The 13209-nt window shown below is 66.9% G+C and carries 12 protein-coding genes; 8 read left to right on the top strand and 4 right to left on the bottom strand.

Annotated features, from left to right (window positions below; genetic code table 11):
• Positions 1 to 3: 3 nt before the first annotated feature.
• Entirely contained in the window at positions 4 to 237 is a 234-nt protein-coding gene (locus M2165_RS15370; protein ID WP_280815473.1) for a DUF1653 domain-containing protein, read from the bottom strand.
• A gap of 44 nt (positions 238 to 281) precedes the next feature.
• Between M2165_RS15370 and M2165_RS15375 the strand changes: the two genes are divergently transcribed.
• From M2165_RS15375 to M2165_RS15385, 3 genes are all read left to right on the top strand, one after another.
• A complete protein-coding gene (locus tag M2165_RS15375) occupies positions 282 to 2132 on the top strand; it encodes a M48 family metalloprotease (RefSeq protein ID WP_280815474.1) in 1851 nt (616 codons plus the stop codon).
• 12 nt (positions 2133 to 2144) lie between these two features.
• Positions 2145 to 3416 (top strand): RsmB/NOP family class I SAM-dependent RNA methyltransferase, encoded by a 1272-nt coding sequence (locus M2165_RS15380; RefSeq protein WP_280815475.1) that lies wholly within the window; start codon positions 2145 to 2147, stop codon positions 3414 to 3416.
• Between the two features lie 143 nt (positions 3417 to 3559).
• Entirely contained in the window at positions 3560 to 4774 is a 1215-nt protein-coding gene (locus M2165_RS15385; RefSeq protein ID WP_280815476.1) for a fatty acid desaturase, read from the top strand.
• A 209-nt stretch (positions 4775 to 4983) separates the two neighbouring features.
• On the opposite strand, the gene rpmG is transcribed toward M2165_RS15385, so the two are convergent.
• From rpmG to trxB, 3 genes are all read right to left on the bottom strand, one after another.
• A complete protein-coding gene (gene rpmG / locus M2165_RS15390; protein ID WP_007830291.1) occupies positions 4984 to 5157 on the bottom strand; it encodes a 50S ribosomal protein L33 in 174 nt (57 codons plus the stop codon).
• An 11-nt stretch (positions 5158 to 5168) separates the two neighbouring features.
• Positions 5169 to 5402 carry a 50S ribosomal protein L28 gene (gene rpmB, locus M2165_RS15395; protein WP_280815477.1) on the bottom strand — a complete coding sequence of 78 codons (234 nt, stop codon included), beginning with the start codon at positions 5400 to 5402 and terminating at the stop codon, positions 5169 to 5171.
• Between the two features lie 204 nt (positions 5403 to 5606).
• Positions 5607 to 6566, bottom strand: coding sequence for a thioredoxin-disulfide reductase (trxB, locus tag M2165_RS15400; protein ID WP_280815478.1), 960 nt, complete (start codon positions 6564 to 6566; stop codon positions 5607 to 5609).
• Positions 6567 to 6753: 187 nt separating this feature from the next.
• Here trxB and M2165_RS15405 point away from each other — a divergent pair, with 187 nt between their 5' ends.
• The 5 genes from M2165_RS15405 (at position 6754) to M2165_RS15425 (ending at position 13207) form a co-directional block, all read left to right on the top strand.
• Entirely contained in the window at positions 6754 to 7428 is a 675-nt protein-coding gene (locus M2165_RS15405; protein ID WP_280815479.1) for a Crp/Fnr family transcriptional regulator, read from the top strand.
• Positions 7429 to 7519: 91 nt separating this feature from the next.
• Positions 7520 to 9919, top strand: a complete 2400-nt coding sequence (locus tag M2165_RS15410) for a DNA translocase FtsK (RefSeq protein WP_280815480.1) — start codon at positions 7520 to 7522, stop codon at positions 9917 to 9919.
• Between the two features lie 167 nt (positions 9920 to 10086).
• Entirely contained in the window at positions 10087 to 10719 is a 633-nt protein-coding gene (lolA, locus tag M2165_RS15415; RefSeq protein ID WP_280815481.1) for an outer membrane lipoprotein chaperone LolA, read from the top strand.
• A gap of 25 nt (positions 10720 to 10744) precedes the next feature.
• Entirely contained in the window at positions 10745 to 12037 is a 1293-nt protein-coding gene (locus M2165_RS15420) for a replication-associated recombination protein A (RefSeq protein ID WP_280815482.1), read from the top strand.
• A 240-nt stretch (positions 12038 to 12277) separates the two neighbouring features.
• The gene (locus M2165_RS15425; protein WP_280815483.1) at positions 12278 to 13207 is read left to right on the top strand and encodes a branched-chain amino acid ABC transporter permease; all 930 of its coding nucleotides are present in this window, start codon (positions 12278 to 12280) and stop codon (positions 13205 to 13207) included.
• Positions 13208 to 13209 lie beyond the last annotated feature (2 nt).

The raw sequence follows: 13209 nt of genomic DNA on the forward strand, positions 1-13209 counted from the left end.
CCTTCAGACCGGTGTGAAGCGCTGCCGGCGGACGCCGTCGACTTCCACCGTCTCGCCGAACATCGCGGCCGGGCGAACCCACAGGCCCCGGGCGCCGTAGAGCGCGCGGTAGAGCGTCATCGGTTCCAGCGTCTCGCTGTGCCGCACGGTGCCCAGCACCTCGTATTCGCCGCCCTTGTAGTGGCGGTAGCGGCCGGGAGGCGTCTCGATCAGCGGGGGCAGGTCGTCGTCTTTCACGTCTTGCTTCTTTCTTCGGATGGATGGGATTGGAGGGCAGTGGGATGGATCGCGCCGATTTCGTTCACCTCGTGCGCCTGAGCGAGCATGCCAGCGCCGACGACAGCGTGCGCTACCGGCGCGGCGTCGCCGCGTTCGCGGCGCTGGGCTATGCCTGGGTGCTGGCCTGCCTGGCCCTGTCGGTCGGCATCATCGCCTGGGTGGCGCTCGCGGCGCAGCGCGGACGCTTCAGTTTCACGCGCGGCTGGCTGCTGTTGTTCGCGCTCGGCCTGCTCTGGGCGACGCTGCGCGCGCTCTGGGTCCGCTTCGACGAGCCCGAGGGGCAGGCGCTCTCGCGCGCCGACGCCCCGATGCTGTTCGAGGCGCTCGACCGCATCCGCGCGAAGATCAAGGGGCCGCCGGTCCATCGCGTCTACCTCGACGATGCGTTCAACGCCAGCATCCGGCAGGTGCCGCGCTTCGGCCTGTTCGGCGGGGCCGTCAATTCGCTCACCGTCGGGCTGCCGCTCCTGATGATGCTCGACCGCCAGCGGTTGCTGTCGGTGCTGGCGCACGAATACGGGCACCTGCGCGGCCAGCACGGCAAGCTCAGCGCCTGGATCTACCGCACGCGGCTGTCGTGGCTGAAGCTGGACGAGAGCCTGCAGCAGGACGAGGGCGTGATGGCGCTGGTGTCGCAAGCCTTCTTTCGGTGGTACTTTCCGCGCTTCGCCGCCCGCACCTTCGCGCTCGCGCGGCAGGACGAATACGAGGCCGACCGCATCGCCGCACGCCTGCTGGGCGCGCCCGTGGCCGCGGCGGCGCTGACCGAGATCGCCATCAAGGACAGCTGGTACGCCGAGGAATTCTGGGCTGCGCACTGGGCGCGCGCCGAGCGCGAGCCGGAGCCGCCGGGCCCGTTCCAGGCGCTGATGGCGCAGGCCGGCAAGCCGCTGGACGACGCATTCGCACGCCATGCGCTGCGCGAGGCGATGCGGCAGGTCAGCGACCTGGACGACACCCATCCGGTGCTGCGCGACCGGCTGGAAGCACTGGGCCAGAAGGCCGCGGTGCCGGCATGGTCCGCCCAGCCGGCGCTCGGCATGCTGGCCGACGGCGCCAAGTGGATCGCCCATTTCGACAGGCAGTGGCGCCGTGCCCATGCCACGGACTGGAAGCAGCACCATGCGCACCGCTCGCGCATCCGCGCCCGGGTCGAGCTGCTGGCGGTCAAGCGGGAGCGCACGCCCGACGAGTGGGTCGAGTGGGCCGACGCCGAACGCCGGCTCGATCCGTCCGCGCCGGTGCGCGCGCGCTACGAGTCCGCGCTGCAGATCGCGCCCGAGCATCCGGGCGCACTGCGCGGCCTGGCCCAGGTGCTGCCCGCGCGCGAGCGCGCCGAACGGCTGGCCGTGCTCGACCGGCTGCACCAGGCGGGCGCGGCGAACCGCTGGTGGGCCGCGAAGACCGCGGTCGCGGCGCTGGAGGACCCGGACGCCGGAACGCACGACGAAGCCTCGCTCAAGCTATGGCGGGGCCGTCTCAAGGAGGCCGAGGACGCCGAAGCGCGCGCCTGGGAAGAGCTGACGGAGACGCCTTTCTTCAGCCAGATCGCGCGGCATGACCTGGGCGACCACGAACTCGGCGAACTGCGCGCCGACCTGGCGCGCTGCCTCCCGGTGTCGCGGGCCTGGGTGGTGCGCAAGAACCTGCGCGAATTCCCTTGGCGACGCGCCTACGTGGTGTTCGTCGAGCTGCCGAAACTGGAGGACGCCGAGCGCTGGCAGCTCTGCCGCGAACTCGAGCAGACCCTGAGCCTGCCGGGCATGGGGCTGGTGCTCTGGGCCGGCCACTCGCCGACCCTGGCCGACATCGAGCGCCAGGCCTTCGGACCGACCTGGACGCGCGGCGGCTGAGACAATCGGGGCATGCACCCCAAAGCCCTGTTGGAGGCCGCCGCCGATCTGGTGGGCCTTGTCCTGAAATTCGATCACCCCGCCGACCAGGTCGTGTCGCGCTTTTTCCGCGATCACCGCGAACTCGGGCCGCGCGAGCGGGCCACGCTCGCCGAGACGGTCTACACCGTGCTGCGCAAGAAGCTCCTGTTCGACCACCTCTCGCCCTCGGGCAGCGGCCCGAAGGAGCGCCGCATGGCCATCCTGGGCTTCCACGGCCCGCGCGACTTCCTCAAGAGCGCCCTCAACGACACCGAGAAGCGCTGGCTGGACAACTGCGACGCCGTCAAGCCCGAGGACCTGCTCGAGCGGCACCGTCACAACCTCCCCGAATGGCTGGTCGCGCCGCTCAAGGCGCAGGTGGGCGAGGGCTTCTGGGCGCTGGCTGAGAGCCTGCAGCAGCCCGCGCCGCTCGATCTGCGCGTCAATGCCCTGACCGACAAGCGCGCGGAGGTCAAGGCCGAACTCGCCAAGGCCGGCGTGCCTTCGCAGGCCACGCCGTTCTCGCCCTGGGGACTGCGCATCGAGGGCAAGCCCGCCCTGACCAAGCTGGACGCCTTCGCGCGCGGCGCGATCGAGGTGCAGGACGAGGGCTCCCAGCTGCTGGCGCTGCTGCTCGACGCCAAGCGGGGCGAGATGGTGGTCGATTTCTGCGCCGGTGCCGGCGGCAAGACGCTCGCGATCGGCGCCACGATGCGCAGCACCGGCCGGCTGTATGCCTTCGACACCTCCGCCCACCGGCTCGATGCGCTCAAGCCCAGGCTGGCGCGCAGCAAGCTGTCGAACGTCCATCCGGCGGCCATCGCCCACGAGCGCGACGAACGCGTCAAGCGCCTCGCCGGCAAGATCGACCGGGTGCTGGTGGACGCGCCCTGCTCGGGGCTTGGCACGCTGCGCCGCAATCCCGACCTCAAATGGCGCCAGTCGGCCAAGTCGGTCGAGGAGCTCACGGCCAAGCAGACGGCGATCCTGCAGAGCGCATCCCGTCTTGTGAAACCCGGCGGCCGGCTGGTCTATGCCACCTGCAGCGTGCTGCCCGAGGAAAACGAGGCCATCGCCGAGGCCTTCGGCGCGGCCAACCCGGAGTTCGTGCCGCAGGACGCCGCGCCGCTGCTGCAGGCGCTCAAGGTGGAGGGTTTCGAGGCGCTTTGCGCCGGCGGGCCGGACGGACACCGCTATCTGCGGCTGTGGCCCCACCGCCACGCGACCGACGGCTTTTTTGCCGCCGTATGGAACCGTAAATAGGTATTGCACTCCAAATCAGGGTAAATCTGCGCTTTTGCCAAAGGACAAAGGGCCTCGTTTCGGCCCTGCTGCCTTAAAATTGCGCACTTACTCACTGAATGAAAAAAGCTGCACCTTCGTGCGGCCATGGAGCACCAAACTCAATGTTGATTCCTGACTCTGCGGTTTTGAGCGCGGCCATCGACTGGCTCGGACACGGCTTGTGGGACCTCACATGGTGGCAGATCGTGTTGTACACGCTCGTCACCACGCACATCACGATCGCCGCGGTCACGCTCTTCCTGCACCGCACGCAGACCCACCGGGCCATGGACCTCGGTCCCGTGCCGTCGCATTTCTTCCGGTTCTGGCTCTGGATCGGCACCGGCATGGTGACCAAGCAGTGGGTGGCCATCCACCGCAAGCACCACGCCAAGTGCGAGACCGAGGAAGATCCCCACAGCCCGCAGGTCAAGGGCATCGAGGAAGTCCTCTGGCGCGGCGCCGAGCTGTACCGCGCCGAGTCGAAGAACAAGGACACGATCGAGCGCTATGGCCACGGCACGCCCGACGACTGGATCGAGCGCAACCTGTACTCGCGCTACAGCTGGCAGGGCGTCGGGCTGATGCTCGTGCTCAACCTCGCGCTGTTCGGCGTGGTTGGCCTCTCGGTCTGGGCCGTGCAGATGCTGTGGATCCCGATCACTGCGGCCGGCATCATCAACGGCATCGGCCACTACTGGGGCTACCGCAACTTCGAGGCGCCCGATGCGAGCCGCAACGTGTTCCCGTGGGGCGTGATCATCGGTGGCGAAGAGCTGCACAACAACCATCACACCTATCCGACGGCAGCCAAGTTCTCGGTCAAGAAGTATGAATTCGACATCGGCTGGGTCTACATCCAGATGATGCAGAAGATCGGCTGGGCCAAGGTCAAGAAGCTGCCGCCGAAGATGCAGATCGGCGACATCCGCCCGGTGGCCGACGAGAAGACGCTCGAGGCAGTCATCGCCAACCGCTACGAAGTGATGGCCGGCTATGCGCGCGAAATGCGCCGCGTCACCCGTGCCGAGCTCGTTGCGCTCAAGACCCGCGGTGGCGACATTTCGGTGCTCAAGGCCGCGAAGAACTGGCTGCATCGAGACGACGACAAGGTGCCTGCTTCGGCCCGCACCCACCTCGTGCAGGCGCGCGCTGCCCATCCGGTCATCGACAAGATGGTCACGATGCGCGAAGAACTGCGCCAGCTCTGGCTCAACACCTCGCAGTCGCGCGAGCAGCTGGCGGCCGATCTGGCGGCCTGGTGCCACCGCGCGGAGGCCAGCGGCATTGCCGGCCTTCGCGAGTTCTCGACCCGTCTGCGCGCAGCGCGGGCCTGAAGGGCGAAGCGTTACTCTCCTGCCGTGGCGCCGCGTTGTCGGCGCCGCTCCATCGAAAAGAAAGCCGGCTTCATGCCGGCTTTTTTGCGCCCGTCTTCGCCGTCCCGACGCCGGGCCATCGACGGAAGGCCGCCGAGAAGGGAAGGGCAATAAAAAAACCCCGCAGGGGCATCCCAGCGGGGTTTTTTCGGAAAACCAGGAGCGCCGAATTACTTCAGCTTGATTTCCTTGTATTCGACGTGCTTGCGCGCCTTCGGGTCGAACTTCATGATCGACATCTTTTCAGGCATCGTCTTCTTGTTCTTGCTGGTCGTGTAGAAGTGGCCGGTACCCGCGGTGGATTCCAGCTTGATCTTTTCGCGTCCGCCTTTGCTCGTTGCCATGATTCAGCTCCTTAGGCTTGGCCGCGCGCACGCAGGTCTGCGAGCACGGCGTCGATGCCGTTCTTGTCGATCAGGCGCAGTGCGGCGCTCGAAACACGCAGGCGAACCCAACGGTTTTCACTTTCGACCCAGAAACGACGGTATTGCAGGTTCGGCAGGAACCGGCGCTTGGTTTTGTTGTTGGCGTGGGAAACGTTGTTTCCGACCATCGGGCCCTTGCCCGTGATATCGCATACGCGTGCCATGAGGACACTCTTTCTTGAACAGCTGGCACCGGCGCAATCAGGGCGATTGCAGGTGTTTTGCAGCTTGACCTCGCCAGAAACGGGTGGCGGTACCCCGGCTTGCCGCACTTCGCAACGAGGCCCCGTGAAAGGGCCTCAGTTTCGGCAAAGCCTTGGATTATAGCCCTTTTGGGCGCGGCGCAGGCAAACGCGCCCGCGCGGGGCTCAGAGCGTGCCGTCCTGCTCCAGGAAGCGCTGGGCGTCCAGTGCCGCCATGCAGCCCGTGCCGGCGCTGGTGATGGCCTGCCGATACACGTTGTCCTGCACGTCGCCGGCGGCGAAGACGCCGGGAATGCTGGTCATCGTGGCGAAGCCCTGCAGACCCGAGCGCGTGAGGATGTAGTTGTCCTTCATCTCCAGCTGGCCCTGGAAGATGTCGGTGTTGGGGTGGTGTCCGATTGCGATGAAGCAGCCCTTGAGGTCGATCTGCTCGGTGGCGCCGGTCTGGGTGTTCTTGATGCGGATGCCCGTCACGCCGGAATCGTCGCCGAGCACCTGGTCGAGCTCGCTGTGCAGCTTCAGCACGATCTTGCCTTCGGCGACCTTCTCCTTGACCTTGTCGACCAGGATGGGCTCGGCGCGGAACTTGTCGCGGCGGTGGACCAGCGTCACCTTGTTGGCGATGTTGGCGAGGTAGAGCGCTTCCTCGACGGCGGTGTTGCCGCCGCCGATCACGCAGACCTCCTGCTCGCGGTAGAAGAAGCCGTCGCAGGTGGCGCAGGCGGAGACGCCGCGGCCCATGAACTTCTGTTCCGAGTCCAGGCCCAGGTACTTCGCCGAAGCGCCGGTGGCGATGATCAGCGAATCGCAGGTGTAGGTGCCGCTGTCGCCGGTCAGCGTGAAGGGGCGCTTGCTCAGGTCGACCTTGTTGATGTGGTCGAAGACGATCTGCGTCTTGAAGCGCTCGGCATGCTCCAGGAAGCGCTGCATCAGCTCGGGGCCCTGCACGCCGTGCACGTCGGCGGGCCAGTTGTCGACCTCGGTGGTCGTCATCAGCTGGCCGCCCTGGGCGATGCCGGTGATGAGCAGGGGCTGGAGGTTGGCGCGCGCCGCATAGACGGCGGCGGTGTAGCCGGCCGGGCCGGAGCCCAGAATCAAGACCTTGGCGTGTTGGGTGGCGGACATAGGGTGATGAATAGAAAACCTAGGATTTGCGCTGCGTCAGCGTGTACATTTTCAGGGTGGTACTGTTAGTTAGGGAGTATCACCGCCTGGTTCAACACCCGGTGGGAGGCGTTTTCAATGGGCGTGATTGTAGTAATCCATCAGTCTCACAAAAGATGGGCTGCCGCGCCGTATCAGGGATCGATCGATGTCAATGCTGTCCAATCTTGAGTTGCTCAGACGTGTTCCGCTGTTCGCGTCGCTGACACCTTCGCAGTCCGCGAGCATCGCGGACACGATCGTCAAGAAGCGTTTCAAGCGTGCGGAAATCATCGTCGAGCAGGGCAAGAAGTCCGATGCTCTCTACATCATCCTCACGGGCCGCGCGCGCGTGACCAGTGCCGACAGCCGGGGCCGCGAAGTGATCCTGGCCACGCTGCACACCGGCGACCACATCGGCGAGATGAGCCTGATCGACGACGAGCCGCATTCGGCCACCGTCCGCGCCGAGATCCAGTGCGACGTGCTCATGCTCGGCCGCGAGGCCTTCTCGCGCTGCCTGCCCGAGAACTCCTCGATGGCCTACAACATCATGCGCGGCCTGGTGCAGCGCCTGCGCCATGCCGACCGCAAGATCGAGTCGCTGGCGCTGATGGACGTCTACGGCCGCGTGGCGCGCTCGCTGCTCGAGTTCGCCACCGCCGACGGTGCGGGCAACCTCAAGGTGCGCGACAAGATCTCGCGCCAGGACCTCGCGAAAATGGTGGGCGCCTCGCGCGAGATGGTGAGCCGCGTGATGAAGGACCTCGAAGAGCGCGGCTTCGTCCAGACCCAGGACGACGGCTCCATGCTCGTGAAGGAGCGGCTCCTGTCGCTCGCGTGAAGCCCGGGAGCGGGTGGCCGCGGCCGGGCCCTTTTGTTGTAGTGTTCAGGCCTCGGGCCGCCGCTTTCCGGGCTCGGGTGCCGCGTTTTTCATGACCTATTCGCTCAATACGCTTCAATCCTCTTCCGCCGACGAAGGGCAGCCCGTGCGCATGCGCGCCATGCGCTTCGCCCACGAGATCACGCTGATCGCCGGTTTCGCGGCCCTGCTGTTCTGGCTGCTGGCGATGCTGAGCTTCACGCCTTCCGATGCGGCGTGGTCGACCTCCGGCACGGGCGGCGAGATCAAGAACTGGGGCGGCCGCATCGGCGCCTGGCTCGCCGACGGCAGCTATTTCCTCGCCGGCTACTCGGTCTGGTGGTGCCTCGCGGCGGGCCTGCGCGCATGGCTTTCGTCCCTCGCCAACTGGCTGCGCGGCGGCGAAGCCGCGCAGGGCGAGCAACCCGTGCGCGGTCGTTTCAACCGCAGCCGGATCGCCTTCTGGTTCGGGCTGCTGCTGCTGCTGTCCGCGAGCGCGGTGCTCGAGTGGTCGCGCCTGTACCGCCTCGAATCCCATCTGCCGGGCTCGGGCGGGGGCGTACTGGGCTATCTCGTGGGGCCCGCGAGCGTGCGCTGGATGGGCTTCACCGGCTCGGCGCTGGTGGCCATCGCCGCGGGCGTGATCGGTTCGGCGCTGGTGTTCCGTTTCTCGTGGACCCAGATCGCCGAGCGCATCGGCGCGCGGGCCTACTCGCTGTTCGAATCGCGCCGCGAGAAGCGCGAACTCGCGGCCGACATCGCCATGGGCAAGCAGGCGGCCCGCGAGCGCGCGGAGGCCGAGGATCCTCCGTTCTCGCGCACGCCCGACAGCGAGCCGGCCGCGCTGGCGGACGACGAGGAACTGCACATCGAGCCCCGGCCCAAGCGCCGGGCTCCCTCGCCGCCGGTCCAGATCGAACCCGCGCTGGCCGAAGTGCCGAAGAGCGACCGCGTCGCCAAGGAGCGCCAGAAGCCGCTCTTCAAGGAACTGCCCGACAGCAAGCTGCCGCAGGTCGACCTGCTCGACCCCGCGCAGGCGCGCCAGGAAACCGTCTCGGCCGACACGCTCGAGATGACCTCGCGCATGATCGAGAAGAAGCTCAAGGACTTCGGTGTCGAGGTGCGCGTGGTGCTCGCTTCGCCGGGGCCGGTCATCACGCGCTACGAGATCGAGCCCGCCACCGGCGTCAAGGGCTCGCAGATCGTCAACCTCGCCAAGGACCTGGCACGTTCGCTCTCGCTGGTGTCGATCCGCGTGGTCGAGACCATCCCCGGCAAGAACTACATGGCGCTCGAACTGCCGAACGCCAAGCGGCAGTCGATCAAGCTCAGCGAGATCCTCGGCTCGCAGGTCTACAACGAAGGCAAGTCGATGCTCACGATGGGCCTCGGCAAGGACATCATCGGCAACCCCGTGGTGGCCGACCTCGCGAAGATGCCGCACGTGCTCGTGGCCGGCACCACCGGTTCGGGCAAGTCGGTGGGCATCAACGCGATGATCCTTTCGCTGCTCTACAAGGCCGAGGCGCGCGACGTGCGCCTGCTCATGATCGACCCGAAGATGCTCGAGATGTCGGTCTACGAAGGCATTCCGCACCTGCTCGCGCCCGTGGTCACCGACATGCGCCAGGCCGCGCACGGCCTCAACTGGTGCGTGGCCGAGATGGAGCGCCGCTACAAGCTCATGAGCAAGCTCGGCGTGCGCAACCTGGCGGGCTACAACACCAAGATCGACGAGGCCAAGGCGCGCGAGGAATTCATCTACAACCCCTTCAGCCTCACGCCCGACGATCCCGAGCCGCTCAAGCGCGAGCCGCACATCGTGGTGGTGATCGACGAACTGGCCGACCTGATGATGGTGGTCGGCAAGAAGATCGAAGAGCTGATCGCGCGCCTCGCGCAGAAGGCGCGCGCGGCCGGCATCCACCTGATCCTCGCCACGCAGCGCCCGAGCGTCGACGTGATCACGGGCCTCATCAAGGCCAACATCCCGACCCGCATCGCGTTCCAGGTGTCGAGCAAGATCGACAGTCGCACCATCCTCGACCAGATGGGCGCCGAGGCGCTGCTCGGCATGGGCGACATGCTCTACATGCCGAGCGGCACCGGCCTGCCGATCCGCGTGCACGGCGCCTTCGTGAGCGACGACGAGGTGCACCGCGTGGTGGCCTACCTCAAGAGCCAGGGCGAGCCCGACTACATCGAGGGCGTGCTCGAGGGCGGCACGGTCGATGGCGAAGGCGACATGCTCGGCGGCGATGGCGGCGACGGCGAGAAGGATCCGATGTACGACCAGGCGGTCGAAGTGGTGCTCAAGAACCGCAAGGCCAGCATCTCGCTGGTGCAGCGCCACCTGAAGATCGGCTACAACCGCGCCGCGCGGCTGGTGGAAGACATGGAAAAGGCCGGCCTCGTGAGCGCCATGAGCGGCAGCGGCCAGCGCGAGATCCTCGTGCCGGCACGCGCCGAATAGTCGCCAAAGACCTGCCCGCCGCCCCGTTACGCGCTGACAAGCCGGTTGCAAAGACTGCGATAGCGTTGCAAAACTTCATCGCGCCCCTGCATGCCGCAACGTGCGGCGCGGTATGGTCGATGGCAACGCAACGCAACGCAACTCGCTCGCATGCTGAGGAACTCCCCATGAAAATCCGTCACTGGCTGCTGGTCGGCCTTCTCTGTTCCGCCAATGCCTGGGCCGGCGGGCTCGAAAGCCTCGAGGCCTTCGTGAAGACCGTGAAATCGGGCCGCGCCGAGTTCACCCAGACCGTCACGGCGCCGCCGCGCGACGGCCAGCCGGGGCGCTCCAAGACCTCGAGCGGCACCTTCGAATTCCAGCGCCCGGGCAAGTTCAAGTTCGACTACCAGAAGCCTTTCGCGCAGATGATCGTGGCCGACGGCAAGACGCTCTGGCTCTACGACGCCGACCTGAACCAGGTCACGCAGCGCGCGCAGTCGCAGGCACTGGGCTCGACGCCCGCCGCGCTGATCGCGGCCGCACCCGACCTGCGCGCATTGCAGGCCGACTTCGCGCTCGAGGCCGCGCCGGAGCGCGACGGCCTGCAGTGGGTCAAGGCCACGCCGAAGAACAAGGACGGCCAGCTGCAGCACGTGCAGGTCGGCTTCCAGGGCGATGCGCTCGCCGCGCTCGAGATCCTCGACAGCTTCGGCCAGCGCTCGGTGCTCAAGTTCAGCAAGGTCGAAGTGAACCCCGCGCTCGGCGCGAACGTGTTCGAGTTCAAGGCGCCGGCGGGCGCCGACGTCATCAAGCAATAGCAGACCCACGGAAGCGCAAGGCAGTTTGGCCACCAGTTCGCATCAACCCCTCGCCGAGCGCCTGCGTCCGAAGACGCTGGGCGAAGTGATCGGCCAGCAGCACCTGCTCGGTGCGGGCATGCCGCTGCGCATCGCCTTCGAATCGGGCCAGCCGCATTCGTGCATCCTCTGGGGGCCGCCCGGCACCGGCAAGACCACGATCGCGCGGCTCATGGCCGACGCCTTCGATGCGCAGTTCCTCAGCATCAGCGCCGTGCTCGGCGGCGTGAAGGACATCCGCGAGGCGGTCGAACGCGCCACCGCCGCGCGCGACGGGCTGGAACAGCGGCGCACCATCGTCTTCGTCGACGAGGTGCACCGCTTCAACAAGAGCCAGCAGGACGCCTTCCTGCCGCATGTGGAATCGGGCCTCTTCACCTTCATCGGGGCGACCACCGAGAACCCTTCGTTCGAGGTCAACTCGGCCCTGCTTTCGCGCGCCGCGGTCTACGTGCTGCAGCCGCTCACCGAAGCCGATCTCAAGCAGATCGTCGGCAAGGCGCAGGCCATCGACGCCGTGCCCGCGATCGAGGAGGCCGCGATCGACCGCCTCATCGCCTACGCCGACGGCGACGCACGGCGGCTGCTCAACACGCTCGAGACGCTGGCCGTGGCGGCGCGCGCCGAGAAGCTCGGCCAGATCACCGACGAATGGCTGCTGCGCGTGCTCGGCGAGCGGATGCGGCGCTACGACAAGGGCGGCGAGCAGTTCTACGACACCATCAGCGCGCTGCACAAGTCGGTGCGCGGCAGCGATCCCGATGCCTCGCTCTACTGGTTCGTGCGCATGCTCGACGGCGGTGCCGATCCGCGCTACATGGCGCGCCGGCTGATCCGCATGGCGAGCGAAGACATCGGCCTGGCGGATCCACGGGCGCTGCGGCTCGCGCTCGACGCGGCCGAGGTCTACGAGCGGCTGGGTACGCCCGAAGGCGAGCTCGCGCTGGCGGAATGCGTGGTCTATCTCGCGATGGCACCGAAGTCGAACGCCGTCTACACCGCCTACAACGAGGTCCGCGCGCTGGTGCGCAAGGACAGCACGCGGCCCGTGCCGATGCACCTGCGCAATGCGCCCACCAAGCTCATGAAGGACCTCGACTACGGCAAGGGCTACCGCTATGCGCACGACGAGGAGGGTGGCTTTGCCGCCGGCGAGCGCTACCTGCCCGATGGCCTCGAGGGCCAGGTCTTCTACGAGCCCGTCGAGCGCGGGCTCGAGATCCGCATCGCAGAGAAGCTCCGCGAGCTGCGCCGGCGCAATGCCGAGCGCGGCCAGTGATACGCGTTTTCACGATCCGCATACGGTGCGCATGACCTCACGCGCATACGGCATGAGGTGAGCGGGTAAACCCCCGGGCACCCCGCACCAAAACGGCGCTGGTGGGTGCTTACAATCCCGGCCACAAATCAGCCGGCGCCACATGCTGGCTGGTTTTTTGCTTATTCAGGCCAGGGCGCCCAACCGGTGCCACGGTGGGTGAACAGCACCCCGCAACGGGGCAACAAATAGGAACGCGTTATGGAAATATTGCTGCAGCAGATCATCAACGGTCTGGTACTCGGCAGCATGTATGCCTTGATAGCCTTGGGCTATACCATGGTGTACGGCATCATCAATCTGATCAACTTTGCGCACGGTGAAGTGCTGATGGTGGGCGCGCTCACCAGCTGGACCATCATCGGCCTCATGCAGGAATCGATGCCCGGCGCGCCCGGCTGGCTGGTTCTCGTCATCGCGCTGGTCATTGCCTGCGTGGTGGCCGCCACGTTGAATTTCGTGATCGAGAAGGTCGCCTACCGGCCGCTTCGCAACAGCCCCAAGCTCGCGCCGCTGATCACCGCCATCGGCATGTCGATCCTGCTGCAGACGCTGGCGATGATCATCTGGAAGCCCACCAACAAGGCCTATCCCAACCTCCTGCCCACCGATCCGATCCATGTCGGCGGCGCCGTGATCTCGCCCACGCAGGTCATGATCCTCAGCGTCACCGCCTTCTCGCTCGTGGTGCTGATGTGGCTGGTCAACTACACCAAGCTCGGCCGCGCGATGCGCGCCACCGCTGAGAACCCGCGCGTCGCGGCGCTCATGGGCATCCGGCCCGACATGGTGATCTCCGCCACCTTCATCATCGGCGCCGTGCTCGCGGCCATCGCGGGCGTGATGTACGCCTCCAACTACGGCATCGCGCAGCATGCGATGGGCTTCCTGCCCGGCCTCAAGGCCTTCACGGCGGCGGTGTTCGGCGGCATCGGCAACCTCGCGGGCGCGGTGGTCGGCGGCATCCTGCTTGGGCTGATCGAAGCGATCGGGTCGGGCTACATCGGTTCGCTGACCGGCGGCGTGCTCGGCAGCAACTACAGCGACATCTTCGCGTTCATCGTGCTGATCGTCATGCTCACGCTGCGGCCCTCGGGCCTGCTCGGCGAGCGCGTGGCGGACCGTGCCTGAGG

Origin of the sequence: Variovorax sp. TBS-050B (assembly GCF_029893635.1) — a bacterium.
In the GTDB taxonomy this organism is placed as follows: domain Bacteria; phylum Pseudomonadota; class Gammaproteobacteria; order Burkholderiales; family Burkholderiaceae_C; genus Variovorax.